At 48.4% G+C, this 16,129-nt stretch carries 18 protein-coding genes; 16 read left to right on the top strand and 2 right to left on the bottom strand.

The genetic code is table 11. From position 1 onward, the window contains the following. The first annotated feature begins 32 nt into the window (after positions 1-32). From zapA to DWX32_RS19760, 9 genes are all read left to right on the top strand, one after another. Positions 33-464 carry a cell division protein ZapA gene (gene zapA, locus DWX32_RS01715; RefSeq protein ID WP_055226374.1) on the top strand — a complete coding sequence of 144 codons (432 nt, stop codon included), beginning with the start codon at positions 33-35 and terminating at the stop codon, positions 462-464. A gap of 57 nt (positions 465-521) precedes the next feature. Then, positions 522-2,735: a U32 family peptidase gene (locus DWX32_RS01720; protein WP_117508998.1), complete on the top strand. Its 2,214-nt coding sequence runs from the start codon at positions 522-524 to the stop codon at positions 2,733-2,735. Positions 2,736-2,761: 26 nt separating this feature from the next. After that, complete coding sequence (locus tag DWX32_RS01725; RefSeq protein ID WP_117508997.1) at positions 2,762-4,276, top strand: FtsW/RodA/SpoVE family cell cycle protein; 1,515 nt, start codon at positions 2,762-2,764, stop codon at positions 4,274-4,276. A 55-nt stretch (positions 4,277-4,331) separates the two neighbouring features. Next, positions 4,332-5,690, top strand: a complete 1,359-nt coding sequence (locus DWX32_RS01730) for a peptidoglycan D,D-transpeptidase FtsI family protein (RefSeq protein WP_243037534.1) — start codon at positions 4,332-4,334, stop codon at positions 5,688-5,690. Between the two features lie 203 nt (positions 5,691-5,893). After that, positions 5,894-6,370: an NUDIX hydrolase gene (locus DWX32_RS01735; protein ID WP_117508996.1), complete on the top strand. Its 477-nt coding sequence runs from the start codon at positions 5,894-5,896 to the stop codon at positions 6,368-6,370. Beyond that, positions 6,354-6,683, top strand: coding sequence for a hypothetical protein (locus DWX32_RS01740; RefSeq protein WP_022461899.1), 330 nt, complete (start codon positions 6,354-6,356; stop codon positions 6,681-6,683). Before DWX32_RS01735 ends, DWX32_RS01740 begins: the two co-directional genes overlap by 17 nt. After that, positions 6,680-7,663, top strand: coding sequence for a DUF2953 domain-containing protein (locus DWX32_RS01745; protein ID WP_118659151.1), 984 nt, complete (start codon positions 6,680-6,682; stop codon positions 7,661-7,663). The genes DWX32_RS01740 and DWX32_RS01745 overlap by 4 nt, the downstream gene beginning before the upstream one ends. A gap of 3 nt (positions 7,664-7,666) precedes the next feature. Then, the gene (locus DWX32_RS01750; protein WP_118659152.1) at positions 7,667-8,071 is read left to right on the top strand and encodes a GerW family sporulation protein; all 405 of its coding nucleotides are present in this window, start codon (positions 7,667-7,669) and stop codon (positions 8,069-8,071) included. A gap of 6 nt (positions 8,072-8,077) precedes the next feature. Continuing rightward, complete coding sequence (locus tag DWX32_RS19760; RefSeq protein ID WP_167622772.1) at positions 8,078-8,224, top strand: hypothetical protein; 147 nt, start codon at positions 8,078-8,080, stop codon at positions 8,222-8,224. A 393-nt stretch (positions 8,225-8,617) separates the two neighbouring features. Here DWX32_RS19760 and rpmB read toward each other — a convergent pair whose 3' ends face one another. Continuing rightward, a complete protein-coding gene (gene rpmB / locus DWX32_RS01755; RefSeq protein WP_022461896.1) occupies positions 8,618-8,803 on the bottom strand; it encodes a 50S ribosomal protein L28 in 186 nt (61 codons plus the stop codon). Between the two features lie 244 nt (positions 8,804-9,047). Between rpmB and DWX32_RS01760 the strand changes: the two genes are divergently transcribed. The 4 genes from DWX32_RS01760 to DWX32_RS01775 all read left to right on the top strand — a co-directional run bounded on the left by DWX32_RS01760 (position 9,048) and on the right by DWX32_RS01775 (position 13,963). Continuing rightward, positions 9,048-9,404, top strand: coding sequence for an Asp23/Gls24 family envelope stress response protein (locus tag DWX32_RS01760; protein ID WP_022461895.1), 357 nt, complete (start codon positions 9,048-9,050; stop codon positions 9,402-9,404). A gap of 24 nt (positions 9,405-9,428) precedes the next feature. Then, a complete protein-coding gene (locus DWX32_RS01765; protein WP_118659184.1) occupies positions 9,429-11,108 on the top strand; it encodes a DAK2 domain-containing protein in 1,680 nt (559 codons plus the stop codon). Between the two features lie 18 nt (positions 11,109-11,126). Next, positions 11,127-13,181 carry an ATP-dependent DNA helicase RecG gene (gene recG, locus DWX32_RS01770; RefSeq protein ID WP_118659153.1) on the top strand — a complete coding sequence of 685 codons (2,055 nt, stop codon included), beginning with the start codon at positions 11,127-11,129 and terminating at the stop codon, positions 13,179-13,181. A 263-nt stretch (positions 13,182-13,444) separates the two neighbouring features. Continuing rightward, complete coding sequence (locus DWX32_RS01775) at positions 13,445-13,963, top strand: DUF6465 family protein (protein ID WP_055265199.1); 519 nt, start codon at positions 13,445-13,447, stop codon at positions 13,961-13,963. 112 nt (positions 13,964-14,075) lie between these two features. Here DWX32_RS01775 and DWX32_RS01780 read toward each other — a convergent pair whose 3' ends face one another. Continuing rightward, positions 14,076-14,297: an alpha/beta-type small acid-soluble spore protein gene (locus DWX32_RS01780; protein WP_022461891.1), complete on the bottom strand. Its 222-nt coding sequence runs from the start codon at positions 14,295-14,297 to the stop codon at positions 14,076-14,078. A gap of 296 nt (positions 14,298-14,593) precedes the next feature. Here DWX32_RS01780 and DWX32_RS01790 point away from each other — a divergent pair, with 296 nt between their 5' ends. From DWX32_RS01790 to coaD, 3 genes are read left to right on the top strand one after another with little or no spacing between them, the layout of a single operon-like run. Then, positions 14,594-14,995 (top strand): methylglyoxal synthase, encoded by a 402-nt coding sequence (locus DWX32_RS01790; RefSeq protein WP_118659154.1) that lies wholly within the window; start codon positions 14,594-14,596, stop codon positions 14,993-14,995. A 40-nt stretch (positions 14,996-15,035) separates the two neighbouring features. Further along, complete coding sequence (gene rsmD / locus DWX32_RS01795; protein WP_118659155.1) at positions 15,036-15,614, top strand: 16S rRNA (guanine(966)-N(2))-methyltransferase RsmD; 579 nt, start codon at positions 15,036-15,038, stop codon at positions 15,612-15,614. Continuing rightward, positions 15,611-16,123 (top strand): pantetheine-phosphate adenylyltransferase, encoded by a 513-nt coding sequence (gene coaD, locus DWX32_RS01800; protein ID WP_022461888.1) that lies wholly within the window; start codon positions 15,611-15,613, stop codon positions 16,121-16,123. The genes rsmD and coaD overlap by 4 nt, the downstream gene beginning before the upstream one ends. Positions 16,124-16,129: the final 6 nt, after the last annotated feature.

Here is a 16,129-nt window from a genome sequence, read left to right on the forward strand (position 1 = left end):
CCGGTTAAATTCAGTGGAGGAAAAGCAAAAGAATGGCTGTAAAAAATACAACACAGGTTTTAATAGATGGAAAAATTATCACACTGGGAGGCTATGAGAGCCCGGAATATCTGCAGAAAGTAGCTGCTTATCTGAATCAGAAGATCAGCGAACTTTCCCAGTCAGCCGGATACAACCGCCTGTCGGTGGATACGAAGCACACACTGCTTGCACTGAACATTGCAGACGACTATTTCAAAGCAAAAAGCCAGGTAGATACCCTCGAAGAGGATATGGAAGCCAAAGACCGGGAAACCTACGATATGAAGCACGATCTGATCGCAGCGGAAATCCAAGCCGGCGATCTGAAAAAAGAGCTGGAAGAGAAACGAATCGAGCTGGAACATGTGCGCGGCGAGATGGAAGAACTGCAGCGGCAGCTTGATAAGGCAAATAAGGATCTGGAAGATTTATTAAAAGCGTAAAAGAAGGAAAAACGGGGGATTGCGGAACAGGTAATCGCCCGTTTTTAGGAGATAAAGATGAAGACAGAATTATTAGCACCAGCCGGTTCGATGGAAGCGTTAAAAGCGGCGGTTTCCGCCGGTGCGGATGCCGTCTATCTCGGCGGAGCCGCATTCGGCGCAAGAGCGTATGCAAAAAATCTGGATGAGCAGGAGATTCTCTCAGCCATCGATTACGTCCATCTGCGGAACCGGAAACTGTATCTGACGGTCAACACCCTCTTAAAAGAGGAGGAACTGGAAGAGAAACTGTATCCGTATCTGCGTCCGTACTATGAGCAGGGACTGGATGCCGTGATTGTCCAGGATATGGGCGTTTTAAAGGCGGTCCGCTCCTGGTTCCCGGATCTCGACATTCATGCGAGCACACAGATGACAGTGACAGGATCTGCGGGAGCGCGTTTCCTGGAGAGCCTTGGCGCGACGCGTGTGGTACCAGCCCGTGAGCTTTCGTTTGCGGAGATCCAGAAAATCCACCGGACGACCAACCTTGAAATTGAATGCTTCGTCCACGGGGCGCTCTGCTACTGCTATTCGGGACAGTGCCTTTTTTCCAGCCTGATCGGCGGGAGAAGCGGAAACCGCGGAAGATGCGCGCAGCCGTGCCGTCTGCCGTACGAAGCGTACGATAAAGACAACCACCGCATGGGGGAGCCGGGCGACCGCTATCCGTTAAGCCCGAAGGATATGTGTACGGTAGAACTGCTGCCGGAGATTGTAAAATCCGGGATTATGTCCCTCAAAATCGAAGGCAGAATGAAAAAGCCGGAGTATACAGCGGGCGTTGTCAGCATTTACCGCAAATACCTCGATCTGTACGAAAAAAAGCCGTCCCGTTTCCACGTTCTGCCGGAGGACATGAAAAAGCTGTATGAGCTGTATAACCGTGACGGTTTCAACAAAAGCTATTATACCGTAAGAAACGGACGCGATATGATGGCGCTGAAGAACGAAAAAGAGCAGGAAAATAAAAAGAAACAGCGCAGAAATGAGCAGCTCTTTTATGAGATCCAGAGAGATTATATCGAGACTGAGGCAAAAGAGCCGATTTCCGGCTTTCTGACCCTGTATCCGGGCCAGCCGGCGTTCTTAAGTGCAGAAAGCGGAAAATACAGCGTAACAGCAGAGGCGGGCATGGTAGAACCGGCAAAGAAGCAGCCGCTGACAGAGGAACGCGTAAAAACACAGCTGGAAAAGACAGGCGAGACACCATTCTATTTCAAAGAACTCGATGTCTGTATGGATGACAACTGTTTCGTGCCGATGCAGACGTTAAACGAGCTGCGGAGAGGCGTTTCGGACCAGCTGGTGAAAGAGATGACAGAGCCATACCGCAGAAAAGCAGCGGAAAAGCCGGAACAGGAAGCAAAAGCATCTGGAAAACCGGACCAGGAGAACAGGGCAGAAAAGAAAATGGAGCTGACCGCATCTGCCGAGACGAGAGCCCAGTGGAATGCGCTGCTCGAGATTCCGGAGATCACGACGATCTACGCCGGCATGGGATGCTTCAAACGGGAAATCTTCGAAGAACAGGCGGAAAAAGGAATCCTGCAGGCGAAAGAACTGGGAAAACAGGTTTATCTGATGCTGCCGCACGTTGTGCGTGAAGGCGATCTGAAGGAATACCGCGACACGTTCCGCTGTCTGAAGGAGATCGGTCTTGGCGGTTTCCTGATCCGCAATCTCGAAAGCTTTTCATTTTTGAAAGAGATGGGAATGGAAAAGGATATCCGGCTCGATTACAGCGTTTACACGTACAACAGCCGTGCGCAGGCATTCTGGCAGGAGCAGGGCGTGCAGCGTGATACCGTTCCGTATGAGCTGAACGAGCGGGAAATCGGAAAACGTGACAATACGAACAGCGAAATGGTGGTCTACGGCTACCTTCCGATGATGGTTTCCGCCCAGTGTGTCCAGAAGAACCTGAACGGCTGCAATCACAGTTATTCTCTGGTACGCTTAAAAGACCGGATGGGAAAATACTTCCCGGTGAAGAGTTACTGCACCTCGTGCTACAGTGTGATCTACAACAGCCTTCCGCTCGGCCTGGTAAAAGAAGCCGATGAGATCCGGTCCATGCATCCGGCTGCGGTGCGGCTGAATTTTACCATCGAGACACTGGAGGAGACAAAAGAAATCGCCGCTGCGTTTGCTGGAACGTACTGTAAAGGAATCGCAGTTCCGGCCGAACAGGAATATACCAAAGGCCATTTCCGCCGGAAAGTAGAGTAAACGGTGAGAAAAAATAAGGGGAATTTATGGAAAATACCATTGTTCAGTTATCAAAATATGTGATTACCTTCCTCATGATCTGTTTTACCGTGCAGTCGTTTGCTGCACTCAAAGAGCGGGATGAGGATGAGCGCCATTACATTCTGATGCGGCAGATCATCATGATCATTCTGATGAATTTCATCTGTTTCTTCGTGATGTTCCTGCAGGAAGGCGAAGTATCAACGATTCAGATGTTTCTGCTCACGATGGCGTATATCCTGGGCGTACAGATCCTGTACCGCCTGATTTACCGGAAGGCATCGATGATCCTGGTAAACAACATGTGTATGCTGCTCTCGATCAGCATGATTATTCTGACGAGACTGAGCGTGTCAAAGGCGATGTCCCAGTACAAAATTCTGGCGGCATCCACACTGCTCTGCTTCATCATTCCGGTCATTGTCCGAAAGGGCAAGTTTCTGAAAAATCTGACCTGGATTTACGCTGTGCTCGGAATTGCCATGCTTTCCGTCGTTATGGTGCTTGGCTTTACTTCCGGCGGTGCGAAGCTGTCGATCGAAATCCACGGCATTACGTTCCAGCTCTCCGAGATTGCCAAGATCACACTCGTGTTCTTTATGGCAGGCATGCTGCGCGAGGATAATTCCTTTGGAAACGTTGTGAAAGCAACGGTCGTTGCGGCAGTTCATGTGCTGATCCTTGTTGCATCCACCGACCTTGGAACTGCGTTCGTCTTCTTTATGGCGTACGTGGTTGTAATCTATGTGGCAACGAGAAAAGCCAGATATCCGCTTTTGGGACTTGCGGGAATGAGTGCCGCCTGCGTTGTGGCGTATTTCCTGTTTTCCCATGTACGGAACCGTGTGGCACTCTGGCAGGATCCGATCGGAAACTGGGATATCAGCAGCCAGTTAGCACAGGGACTCTTCGGCATGTGCTCCGGCGGATGGTTCGGAACCGGCCTTTTCGAGGGACGGCCTGACATTATCCCGGTTGCAACGAAAGACTTTATTTTCTGTGCGATCTGTGAGGAGATGGGCATTATCTTCGGAATCTGCCTGATTCTGCTGTGCATGTCCACATTCCTTCTGATTATCAATATTTCCATGAAGATGAGCAAACGGTTCTACAAACTGATTGCCATGGGTCTTGGAACGGAATATGCGACACAGGTGTTCCTCACCATCGGAGGAACCATTAAATTTATTCCTATGACAGGTATCACGCTGCCGCTGGTCAGCTATGGAGGAAGCTCTATGTTCTCCACGGTGCTGATGCTGTCGATCATTCAGGGATTGTACATCTTAAGGGAAGACGAAGGTGAGGAGCTTGAGAAAAGACAAAACAAGAAGAAACGAAACCAGCAGAAAAACGACCCAGGCGCCAAGAAAAAACGACGCCCGGACGAAGAGACCGAAAGACGAAAGAAGAGCGGCAGCCGGAACGACGGACAGGGAACCCGCCAGAAGTACCGCGAGCAGCCGGATGAATTCGAACGGCGGATCGAAGAGCAGACCGAGAACAGCCTCCACTGGTAAGGCGGCAAACAACGGCGCAGGGCCGTATCTGATCGTTTCGTTCCTGTTCGTGGCCATGTTTCTTGGGCTGATCGCGTATCTCGTTTACTTTAATGTCGTGCGGAAAGAAGAATTTCTGAATAGTTCTTACAATACGAGACAGAATAACTATGCAGAGCGCGTGATCCGCGGAACAATCTATTCTGCGGACGGCCAAGAACTGGCAAAGACGACGACAGATGAAAACGGGGATGAGGTAAGAACGTATCCGTTCGGCAGCCTGTTTGCGCAGGTGGTTGGCTACACGGGAAAAGGAAACAGCGGCCTCGAATCTTCCTACAACTATATGCTGATGGAGTCCCATACAAGTAAGTTAAAGCAGGTAAAGAATGAATTCAGCGATGCGAAGAACCCGGGAGACAGTCTCTATACAACGCTGAATACAACACTCCAGCAGGCCGCGGCCGATGCACTGGACGGATACCGCGGTGCAGTTGTCGTGCTGGAGGCAAAAACGGGCCGTGTACTTGCCAATGTGAGCAATCCGGTTTTTAATCCTAATACGATTGATGAGGACTGGGAGGCACTGAACGCAGACGATGAGAGCGGCGTGTTTCTGAACCGCGGTCTGCAGGGAAGATATCCGCCGGGATCTACGTTCAAGATTGTTACTTCGCTTGCGTATCTCCGTCAGAACGGCACACTGGACGGTTTTTCGTTCGACTGTGACGGTGAGCTGACAGCAGGAAACTATACGATTCACTGCTCCGGCGGTGAAGTGCATGGACCGGAAGATTTTGCAGGTGCGTTTGCACATTCGTGCAACTCTGCCTTTGCACAGATTGGCCTTGGGCTGGATAAAGATGCCTTCCGCTCGCTGGCGGATTCCCTGTATCTGAACAGCCGTCTGGATCTGGAGCTTCCGACCAGCAAAAGTTCTTTCGACCTTGATTCGATAACGGCGGATGCTCTTGTGATGCAGACCTCCATTGGTCAGGGCGATACGCTGGTAACACCGATGGAGATGGCACTGATCGCCTCCGCGGTTGCAAATGACGGAGAAATGATCAAACCGCGTTATGTGGACAACATTGTGTCTGCGGACGGACAGGCAGTCAAAACCTTTTACAAAGAGTCTCTTGGCACGGTAATGTCCGAGAGCGAAGCCAATACGCTGACAGAGCTGATGAAAGGCGTTGTCCAGAGCGGAACTGCAGTTTCACTTTCGGATCTGCCGTACAATATCGCCGGTAAAACAGGAACCGCAGAACACGGAAGCGACGGAGAGACACCGCATTCCTGGTTTGTCGGATTCTCCAATGCGGATGATCCTGATATTGTCATTGCTGTTGTGGCAGAAAACGGCGGATATTCGAGTGAAGTCGCTGTACCGATTGCAAGACAGGTAATTGAAGCATATTATGCACAGCAGTAAACGATGAAAAAAACGCGTTCGAACCGGAAAGGATGGGTTCGGGCGCGTTTTCTGAATTTTTAGAAAAATGTTAGAAAAAGGATGCGGTTTTAAGGTTGCGCGGGGGCGGGAAAAGAGGTATACTTTTTAACAGAAGATCTGGCGGCAAGCGGGAAGAAAAGAGCTGTCAGGGAATGGAAAAAGCCAGAAGGAGCTTAAAACGTATGATCGAAGCAGTAAGCTGCGGAGGTATCGTAATCTACCGTGGAAAAATATTGACGCTTTACAAAAGCTACCGCAACAAATATGAAGGCTGGGTTCTGCCGAAAGGAACCGTTGAGCCGGGAGAAACCCATGAACAGACTGCTGTCCGCGAGGTATATGAGGAGTCCGGCGTACACGGCACCATCATCAAGTACGTGGGAAAAAGCCAGTACAGCTTCAGCATTCCGGAGGACACCGTGGAAAAAGAGGTGCACTGGTATCTGATGGTCTCATCCGGCTACTACAGCCGTCCACAGAGAGAAGAATACTTTGTGGATTCGGGCTATTACAAGTATCACGAAGCATATCATCTGCTGAAGTTTTCCAATGAACGGCAGATTCTGGAAAAGGCCTATCAGGAGTATCTGGAACTGAAGAGAGCAAATTTATGGAAGGTTCAGCCACAGGCTCAGGGAAAATATGGTAAACTGGTATAAAAATCTGTACGTCGGGGATACTGCAAAAAAGAAACAGAAAAAATGGATGCGCCGGATTGAGAACAAAAAAGCAGTTCCGGGAGTCTGGCTCCTCACACTGCCTTCCAATCAGCAGAACAATCTGGATGTAATTCCGGCGGATCTGCTTTTGCAGCCGGCCGTGCGGAGAAACTGTCCGATGATTGTCGGACTTGCCGTGTCGCGCGAGGAAGCTTTTGAGCTTGTGGAGGCGATCGCATTGGAAACTTATCGGGAAACCGGAGAAGTAAAAATCCGGGAATGGCTGCTGAACCGGATTGAGGGATGTGAATGATACATATACTATTCATGATTTTGAAGGCACTGGGGATTTTAATCCTTGTTTTACTGCTTCTCGTGCTTCTTATCGTCTGCACCGTCCTGTTTCTTCCTTTTTGCTACCGGGCGCAGGTTCTGAAAGAAGAAGAGGGATTTGCCTGCGTAAAAGCGAGCGGAAGAGTATCGTGGCTTTTCGGAGCTGTCGCGCTGACGGCCTCGTATGAGGAACAGAAGCCGGAGGCGCAGATTCTGCTTTTCGGGGCATCACTGGAAACATGGAAACGGCGGCTGAAAAAGATCCGCCGGGGAGAAGCGTCCGTGCCCCGGACGGAGGAAAATGAGACAGAAAATGCGCTGGAAGCAGAAAAAACAGCAGAGCAGAAAGCACCGGACCAGAAAGAAAAGCAGCAGAAGGTGACAGCACAGAAGGAGCAGCCAGAGCAAGAGCAGGAACCGGATGCGCCGAAAAAAAGCATTCTGGAACGGTTTTTCGGAAGGATCGAATATCTTCCGGAAAAACTGCTGAATCTTGCCAGCCGTCTGCTGCAGACAGCTTTCCGGCTGTTGGAACTTCCGTTCCGTCTGCTTGAAAAACTGGAGCAGAAAATCCAGGCAGGCAGACGGTTAAAAAGAAAGTGGGAGAGTGTGAAAAAATTCTTCCGTTCGAAGATGTTCCGTGAGGCGCTGCTCCATGCAAAGAAAGAAGTGCTTTATTTCCTGAAGAAAGCAGCACCGAAAAAAGTAACCGGCACAGTCCGGTTCGGATTTAACGATCCGGCACTGACCGGAGAGACACTCGGCATTCTGGGTATGATTTATGGAAAACTGCCGAAAGACCTTTCCATCCAGCCGGATTTCGAACAGGAAATTCTCCAGGGCGATGTCCGGATGAAAGGAAGTTTTCAGGCTGTGACAGCAGCCGGCATTGCACTTCGATTATTCCGGGATCAGAATCTTCGGAAAACCATACGACATTTCAAACACAAGGAGGCCTAAAAGATGGCAGAAAAGGACAACACATTTCAGAATACCATAGAAGCACTGTTCCGCGGAATGGACAGTTTTATCACAACAAAGACGGTCGTAGGTGAGGCGATCCACATTGAGGATACGATTCTTCTGCCGCTGGTAGACGTTTCCTTCGGCGTGGGAGCGGGTGCATTCGCAGAAAATGCAAAGAACAATGCAGGAGGCGGTATGGGCGGAAAAATTTCTCCGAGCGCCGTTCTTGTCATCAGCAAAAACGGAACGCGTCTGGTCAACATCAAAAACCAGGATGCTGTGACCAAAATCATTGACATGGCTCCGGATCTGATCAGCCGCTTTACCGGCAAAAAGGAAGAGGACGGGTATACCGCAGAGAAAGTAGAGCATATAATAAACCAAGAGGCGGATAAGGAGTAAGCTCGTTTGTGCAGAATTTTAGGTTTTCTGCTGTTTTGGATGGGGGTCGGGCTTCTCATCAGCCTGATGATCCGCAGCTCATTTCTTACGGTTCTTGCGGCCGCTCTGCTGCTGTGCGTGGGATATCATCTGTTCTGCAATACAGGGGAATAGTGAAAGATGCACAAAAAGATCGGAAATGAACTGGCTGATTTGTACAGAGAAATACTTGCAAAATGAAGAAAGCTGCGCTATAATAAGTCCATCTTAAATGAATCAGCCAACTATACTAATATCATAGATCAAGACGAGGGCGTCTTACCAGAACGAAAGTTTCGGTAGGATGCTCTTTTTCTTTTGCTAAGCATATGGATCGTTGGCAGGTTCAGCTTAAGAGACCACGCTATTTTTTTCTCCCTTTTAAAATATAAAAAATAGAGCACAACAGGGCATAAGCGAAAACTTATGTCCTGTTTGCTCTTCCCAAAACTTTTTTTAAAATCTTAATTCTATTTTTGAACAGCAAAAAAGCCTTCCCGGACTGGAAAGGCCTTTTAACCATTCAACTTATGCACGCTCTACTTTTCCGGATCTTAAGCAGGAAGTACATACGTACATTTTCTGCGGTACACCGTCAACTTTAACTTTGACAGATTTTACGTTAGATTTCCACATTTTATTGCTTCTTCTATGTGAATGACTTACGTTGTTTCCGAAATGAGCACCCTTCTCACAAATTGCACACTTTGCCATGATTGCACCTCCTTGACATACGTACTTGAGTCAAAACGCATTTTAGACTCACAACATAAGTCATTCTAACAGATCTATACCGGTTTTGCAAGTAAAAAATGAAAAAATTATATGAATTTTGAAGGTTTTTCATTTTAAACTTTCTTTTTTGCGGAAAAGCGGTTATAATGTATCGTAGAGTGGAGTCAGTTATTCCTGTCTCCATGTGTTTTGAATAGTATGATGGAATTGGAGGATACAAGGCATGAAAGGTCGTATGAATACAGGCTTGGGAGAAATCGTAATCAATCCGGATGTAATCGCCCTGTACGCGGGCAGCGTTGCTGTGGAGTGCTTCGGCATTGTCGGAATGGCAGCGGTAAACATGAAAGATGGACTGGTCAAACTTCTGAAAAAAGAGAGTCTGACACACGGAATTAATGTATCGATTTCGGAAAATAAAATTTCCCTGGATTTCCACGTGATTGTTTCTTACGGAGTCAGTATTTCTGCCGTAACAGATAACCTGATCAATAATGTGAAATACAAGGTGGAAGAGTTCACCGGAATGGAAATTGAAAAAATCAACATCCTGGTTGAAGGCGTTCGCGTCATCGACTGATGGTAATAGGAGGAAATGAAGAAAGTGGCTACAAATACAATTGATGCCGGCTTACTGGCAAAAATGTTTCTGGCTGGTGCAAAAAATCTGGAAGTAAAGAAAGAGTGGATCAATGAGCTGAACGTGTTCCCGGTACCGGACGGCGACACAGGTACCAACATGACGCTGACGATCATGTCCGCAGTCAAGGAAGTAAACTCGCTCACAGAAGTGAACATGTACAACCTTTCCAAGGCAATCTCTTCCGGTTCTCTGCGCGGTGCCAGAGGTAACTCCGGCGTTATTCTTTCCCAGCTCCTTCGTGGCTTTACCAAGAAGATCCGCGACTATCAAGAGCTGAATGCAGAGATTCTTGCAGAGGCAATGGAAAAAGCAGTCGAGACTGCATACAAAGCCGTTATGAAGCCAAAAGAAGGTACCATCCTGACCGTGGCAAAGGGAGCAGCAGAGAAAGCAGCAGAGCTTGCACCGGAAAGTGAAGATCTGAACGCATTCATCGAGGACGTTCTCGCGCATGCAGAGTACGTGCTCTCCCAGACACCAGAGATGCTGCCGGTATTAAAAGAGGCAGGCGTTGTGGATTCCGGCGGACAGGGTCTCTTAACCGTACTGCAGGGCGCATATGACGCGTTCCTCGGGAAAGAGATTGATCTGAATTTCGAGATGCCGGAAGCAAAGACAGAATTTGTCAGACCGTCCAAAGAGACAGAAAAAGAAATCAAATTCGGCTACTGCACCGAGTTTATCATTATGCTGGAAAACCCGCTTCCGGATGAAGAGGTTTATGCATTCAAAGATTTCCTGAACGGAATCGGAGATTCGATCGTTCTCGTTGCAGACGACGAGCTGGTTAAGGTACACGTACATACCAACGATCCTGGAAAAGCAATTTCCAAGGCGCTGACGTACGGACAGCTGACCAGAATGAAGATCGACAACATGCGTGAGGAGCATCAGGAGCGCCTGATCAAGAACGCAGAAAAGATCGCAGTACAGCAGGCAGAGGAAGATAAGAAGAGAAAAGAAGCAGCAAAACAGCCGCCGAAGGAGAACGGATTCATCGCCGTGTCCATCGGAGAGGGAATCAAAGAGATCTTCCAGGGACTCGGTGTTGATTACCTGATCGAGGGCGGTCAGACCATGAACCCGAGCACCGAGGATATGCTGACTGCAATTGAGAAGGTCAATGCAAAGAATATCTTTATTCTGCCGAACAACAAAAATATCATCCTCGCAGCAAATCAGGCAAAAGCCATGACTGAGGACAAAAATATCATCGTTGTTCCGACCAAAACCGTTCCGCAGGGCATCACAGCCATGATCAGCTATGTGCCGGAGAAATCTGCAGAAGAGAACGAGGAGGCCATGACAGAGGGCATCCAGATGGTGAAAACCGGTCAGGTAACGTACGCGGTACGTGATACCCACATCGATGAGAAAGAGATCCATCAGGGCGACATCATGGGACTTGGCGATCACGGACTTCTCGCTGTCGGACAGGATATTCTTACCGTTGCAGAAGAAACCATCCGCGCCATGGTCGATGAGGACAGCGAGCTGATCAGCATCTACTACGGTGAAGATATGAGTGAGGAAGATGCCGAAAGTCTTGGCGAAAAAATCGAGCAGGCATATCCGGACTGCGATGTGGAAGTAAACTATGGCGGACAGCCGATTTACTACTGTGTCGTTTCGGTTGAATAAGAGTAAGGAAAGAAAAATATGAATACGGAACCCCTGACAACACTGAAGGGGATCGGTGAAAAAACGGAGAAGCTGTTTGCAAAAGTAGGAATCTACAATTTGCAGCAGCTTCTGCATTATTATCCAAGAGATTATGACTGCTATGCAGAGCCGGTTCCCCTTCGCGAATGCAGACAAGAGGAAAAGAATGCGGTATACGGAAGAATTGTCCACAGTCCGTCGGTAAAAGGAAACCAGAGAAAGAGCGTCGTTGTCCTGGAACTCTACGAGGAGCCGGTGCGGCTGCAGCTTACCTGGTTTAATATGCCGTTTCTGCGGAGCACGCTGAAGAAAGGCAGTGTTTTTATCTTCCGCGGAAAGATACAGGAAAAATCAGGCCGTCTCGTGATGGAGCAGCCGGAAATCTTCACTCCTGCCGCATACCATGAGCTTCTGGCAAGTCTTCAGCCGGTTTATGGGCTGACAGCCGGTCTCACGAACAAGATGGTGAGCAAGGCCGTAGCACAGGTGCTGGAACGATGCGCACCTGCGCAGGACTATCTGCCGGAGAAAATCCGTGCCCGGTATGAACTCTGTGAAATCAATTATGCCCTCCATGAGGTTCATTTTCCAAAAGACCAGGAGCATCTGGCAACGGCGCGGCGCAGAATTGTGTTCGAAGAGTTTTTTCTCTTCATCCTGTCCCTGCGGCAGTTAAAAGAGCAGACGGAGGGAATTACCAATGTGTTCCCGATCCGCGCCGTCTGGAAGACGGAGGAAGTCATCGAAAATATGCCGTACCGTCTCACGAATGCACAGATGCGCGTGTGGGGCGAACTGGAGCGGGACTTAAAAGGCCATACCCACATGGCGCGGCTGGTACAGGGAGATGTCGGAAGCGGAAAGACGATTCTGGCATTCCTTGCAATGATTATGACAGCTGAGAACGGCTACCAATCGGCGCTGATGGTTCCGACGGAGGTTCTGGCGCGGCAGCATTATGAATCGCTCTGCACTCTGTTGAAAGAAAACAATCTGACGGAATACAATCCCCGCCTTCTGACTGGATCCACGAAAGCAAAAGAACGCCGGGAAATCTATGCCAGTCTGGAAGACGGAAGCTGCAAAATGGTGATCGGCACACATGCACTGATTCAGGAAAAGGTACAGTACAAAAATCTGGCGCTTGTCATCACAGACGAACAGCACCGCTTCGGTGTCCGGCAGAGAACGGCACTTGCTGAAAAAGGGGAACCGCCGAATGTTCTCGTTATGAGTGCAACGCCGATTCCAAGAACCCTAGCTATCATTCTGTACGGAGATCTTTCGATTTCTGTGATTGATGAACTTCCGGCGAAGCGTCTGCCGATCAAAAACTGTGTGGTGGATACTTCTTACCGTCCAAAAGCTTACCGCTTTATCACGCGTCAGGTCGAACTGGGCCGTCAGGCGTATGTGATCTGCCCGATGGTGGAGGAGAGCGAGGGTCTGGAAGCGGAAAACGTCACCGACTATACACAGCTCCTGAAAAAAGAGCTGCCGGGCATCACAGTAGAGATGCTGCACGGACAGATGAAGGCGGCGCAGAAAAACGAGATCATGGAGCGGTTCGCCAGCGGAGAAATCCAGGTACTCGTCTCGACGACAGTCGTGGAGGTCGGTGTCAACGTGCCGAATGCGACGGTGATGATGGTGGAAAATGCCGAACGGTTCGGCCTTGCACAGCTCCATCAGCTCCGCGGACGTGTCGGAAGAGGAGAGCATCAGTCCTACTGTATTTTCATCCGCGGAAACAAAGATCAGGAGACCGCCAAACGTCTGGAAATCCTGAACCATTCGAACGACGGGTTTTATATTGCTTCGGAAGATTTGAAACTGCGCGGCAGCGGCGATCTGCTGGGAACGCGCCAGAGCGGGGATATGGAATTCCAGATGGCAGATATTTTCCGGGATGCCGATATCCTGCAGAAAGCGAGTGAGGCGGCTTCAGAACTGCTTGCCGACGATCCTTATTTTGAAAAACCGGAGCATGAACTGCTGAAAAAGGTAATGAAATCGTATCTTGATCTGGAAAACCACGACATTGGATTGTGAAAAGTTACAAAAAAATCCGGCTTTAAAATGCAAAATCGGATAAAAATAACAGCCTGATTGGATAATATGGAAAATGACTGTACAATTTCGTGGAAAATTCGTGCGAAATCAGATATTACTTGAAATGACAAAAAAATTCATGTATCATAAACAAGGAATCAAAAAATGTGCGGACCGTGAGTGTCAAGCGTTCGCCTGAATGATAGTTCGCAGGACGGCTCTTCCAAAATATACAGGGCCGGTCCAAATGGGAGGAAACAGATATGGTAAAGAAAAAACCAGCTGCCCAGGCTAAGACAGCAGAGAACGAGACAGTAAAAGTAGAGACCAAAGCAGCAGAAAAAACAACCGCGGCAGAGAAAGAAGCTGTAAAAGAAGTTGCAAAAGAAGTTGTAAAGGAAACTGCAGCAGCAGAGGAAGCACCTGCAAAAGCAGAAGAAAAACCGGCAGCAAAAGCTGCAAAAACAACCCGCACAACAGCAAAGAAAACAACGACAAAGAAAGCGGCTGCACCGAAAAAACCAGCAGCAGTGAAAAAGCCGGCAGAGAAAAAATCACCTGCAAAAGCAGCAAAGAAAGAAGCGGAGCAGGAGATGATTCTGCAGTTCGGCGGAAGAGAAATCAAGGAGAAAGATCTGTACGAGAGAATCCAGCAGATCTGGATCGAAGGATATGGCAAGAAAGCAGAGGAATTAAAGAGCCTGAAGGTTTATGTAAAACCGGAGGAATTTACTGCTTACTACGTAATCAATGATGATGTAACCGGAAGCATTGATCTGTAAGTATTATGTACCAGCTCTGCAGGAGCAAGAAAAAAGCGTGAGCTTTTCCGAAAAGAAAAGAGCTCACGCTTTTTGATGCCTGTTCCGGCATCAGGATGTTATACCGGGATGATTAGTACTGGCCAGAAGAACCGCCGGACATCTGGCGTTCCTGCTGCTCAATCATCTTTTTGACCATATAACCTCCGACAGAACCATTCTGTTTGGAAGTCAGGTTACCGTTGTAGCCATCACTGAGCGGCACGCCGAGTTCGCTTGCCACCTCAAATTTGAATTTGTCCAGAGCGCCTTTTGCTTCTGGTACTGCTGCGGTATTCGATGAACGATTCGCCATGTTCATTCCCTCCTTTATCTTTGTGCTTGTTAAAAGCTGCTGTGAAGCAGATCCGGATGTGTTTTTCATCTGTTCTGCTACGGTCATAGTATGTGGAAAGAAAACAAAAATAAACTTCCAGATTCTGTATTTTTTCCGGAAAAGCGGAGAAAGTAAAAGAAGAAGGAAAAATGGAACGGCAGAAAAAAATATAAAAACTGTGTAAAAAATTCACAAAAAGAATTGCGTATTGAAAATAAATTTGTTATAATTGCTGTACATGGTAGTAAAAACAGGAGAAGGGGCGGTTTGCAGTAATGAATATTGGAATCATAGCACACAACAGCAAGAAGAGTCTGATCGAGGATTTCTGTATTGCATACAAGGGAATCCTCATGAAACATGAGGTGTACGCCACCGGAACCACCGGACGGCGGATTGAAGAGGTGACGAACCTTCATGTACACAAGTTTCTGCCTGGAAGCGTAGGCGGAGACAAACAGTTTACCGAGATGATTGAACGCGGCGATATGGATATGGTAGTTTTCTTTTACAATCCGACGATGATCAATCCGAAAGAGCCGGATGTCTACAAAATTATCCGTACCTGCGACCAGTACAATATCCCGATTGCAACAAATATCGGAACCGCGGAGTCTCTGATTTTGGGACTTGCAAGAGGAGATCTGGACTGGAGAGAGCAGTTGAAAGCCGACTGATCCATCAAACAAAAACAGTAAGGACGAAAATAAGACCAACATGAGAGTAATAGCAGGAAAATGCCGGAGTCTTCCATTAAAGACGGTTCCCGGCAGACAGACCCGGCCGACGACGGACCGGATCAAAGAAACCTTATTTAACATGCTTCAGCCGTATCTGCCGGATGCGCGTTTTCTCGATCTGTTCGCCGGAAGCGGGGCGATCGGAATCGAGGCGTTGAGCCGCGGCGCCGAGCGCGCGTGGTTCGTAGAGCAGAACAAAGCTGCAGCAGACTGTATCCGGCAGAATTTAAAATTTACGAAGCTGGAACAGCAGGCAGTGCTCCTGCCCATGGAAGCGCATGCAGCTCTGCAGTCGCTTCAGGGACAGGAGCCTTTTGACTGCATTTTTATGGACCCGCCATACGATAAGGGACTGGAAAAGGACGTGCTGTATGCGTTCCGCGACGCCTCTTTTATCGGTGAGGATACCTTAATTATTGTAGAAGCATCGCTGAATACTGATTTCGACTGGGCGGAGGATGCCGGATACGAAATTCTGAAGAAAAAAATCTATAAGACAAATGTCCATGTATTCCTTACCCCGAAAAGCAAATACGAAGGAGTAAAAGAATCATGAAGACAGCCGTATACCCGGGAACTTTTGACCCTGTAACGTATGGTCATCTGGATGTCATTCTGCGTGCATCCAAGCTTTTTGACTGCGTAATCGTGGGAGTTTTACATAATTCCTCAAAATCTCCGTTGTTTTCTGTGGAAGAACGTGTTAATATACTAAAGAAAGCGACCCAGGACATTCCAAATGTCGAAGTCCGTTCTTTCAGCGGGCTCGCTGTTGATTTTGCGAAGGAATGCCAGGCGCATACGATCGTCCGCGGACTCCGCGCGATCACAGACTTTGAATATGAACTGCAGATGGCACAGACGAACCGCGTTCTGGAACCGGAAGTAGATACCACGTTTCTGATTACCTCGCTGGAGTATGCGTACCTCAGCTCCACGGTAGTAAAAGAAGTAGCTGCTTTTGGCGGCGACATTCACAAATTTGTTCCGGATTTTGTGGAAAAAGAAATCCGCGCAAAGTATGCCGCCCGAAATTCAGAAGGAATGCCGCAGGATAAAAGATAAGGAGAA

This window comes from Blautia sp. AF19-13LB, from assembly GCF_003479105.1.
In the GTDB taxonomy this organism is placed as follows: Bacteria; Bacillota; Clostridia; order Lachnospirales; family Lachnospiraceae; genus Fusicatenibacter; species Fusicatenibacter saccharivorans.

What these genes read in the sequence shown, in the direction of transcription:
- DWX32_RS01790 (WP_118659154.1), top strand. Translation starts at nt 14,594, where the DNA reads ATGAATATTGGAATCATAGCACACAACAGCAAGAAGAGTCTGATCGAG.
- DWX32_RS01780 (WP_022461891.1), bottom strand. Translation starts at nt 14,297, where the DNA reads ATGGCGAATCGTTCATCGAATACCGCAGCAGTACCAGAAGCAAAAGGC.
- coaD (WP_022461888.1), top strand. Translation starts at nt 15,611, where the DNA reads ATGAAGACAGCCGTATACCCGGGAACTTTTGACCCTGTAACGTATGGT.
- DWX32_RS01740 (WP_022461899.1), top strand. Translation starts at nt 6,354, where the DNA reads ATGGTAAACTGGTATAAAAATCTGTACGTCGGGGATACTGCAAAAAAG.
- DWX32_RS01745 (WP_118659151.1), top strand. Translation starts at nt 6,680, where the DNA reads ATGATACATATACTATTCATGATTTTGAAGGCACTGGGGATTTTAATC.
- DWX32_RS01730 (WP_243037534.1), top strand. Translation starts at nt 4,332, where the DNA reads ATGTTTCTTGGGCTGATCGCGTATCTCGTTTACTTTAATGTCGTGCGG.
- recG (WP_118659153.1), top strand. Translation starts at nt 11,127, where the DNA reads ATGAATACGGAACCCCTGACAACACTGAAGGGGATCGGTGAAAAAACG.
- DWX32_RS01750 (WP_118659152.1), top strand. Translation starts at nt 7,667, where the DNA reads ATGGCAGAAAAGGACAACACATTTCAGAATACCATAGAAGCACTGTTC.
- zapA (WP_055226374.1), top strand. Translation starts at nt 33, where the DNA reads ATGGCTGTAAAAAATACAACACAGGTTTTAATAGATGGAAAAATTATC.
- rpmB (WP_022461896.1), bottom strand. Translation starts at nt 8,803, where the DNA reads ATGGCAAAGTGTGCAATTTGTGAGAAGGGTGCTCATTTCGGAAACAAC.
- DWX32_RS01725 (WP_117508997.1), top strand. Translation starts at nt 2,762, where the DNA reads ATGGAAAATACCATTGTTCAGTTATCAAAATATGTGATTACCTTCCTC.
- DWX32_RS01735 (WP_117508996.1), top strand. Translation starts at nt 5,894, where the DNA reads ATGATCGAAGCAGTAAGCTGCGGAGGTATCGTAATCTACCGTGGAAAA.
- DWX32_RS01760 (WP_022461895.1), top strand. Translation starts at nt 9,048, where the DNA reads ATGAAAGGTCGTATGAATACAGGCTTGGGAGAAATCGTAATCAATCCG.
- rsmD (WP_118659155.1), top strand. Translation starts at nt 15,036, where the DNA reads ATGAGAGTAATAGCAGGAAAATGCCGGAGTCTTCCATTAAAGACGGTT.
- DWX32_RS01775 (WP_055265199.1), top strand. Translation starts at nt 13,445, where the DNA reads ATGGTAAAGAAAAAACCAGCTGCCCAGGCTAAGACAGCAGAGAACGAG.
- DWX32_RS01720 (WP_117508998.1), top strand. Translation starts at nt 522, where the DNA reads ATGAAGACAGAATTATTAGCACCAGCCGGTTCGATGGAAGCGTTAAAA.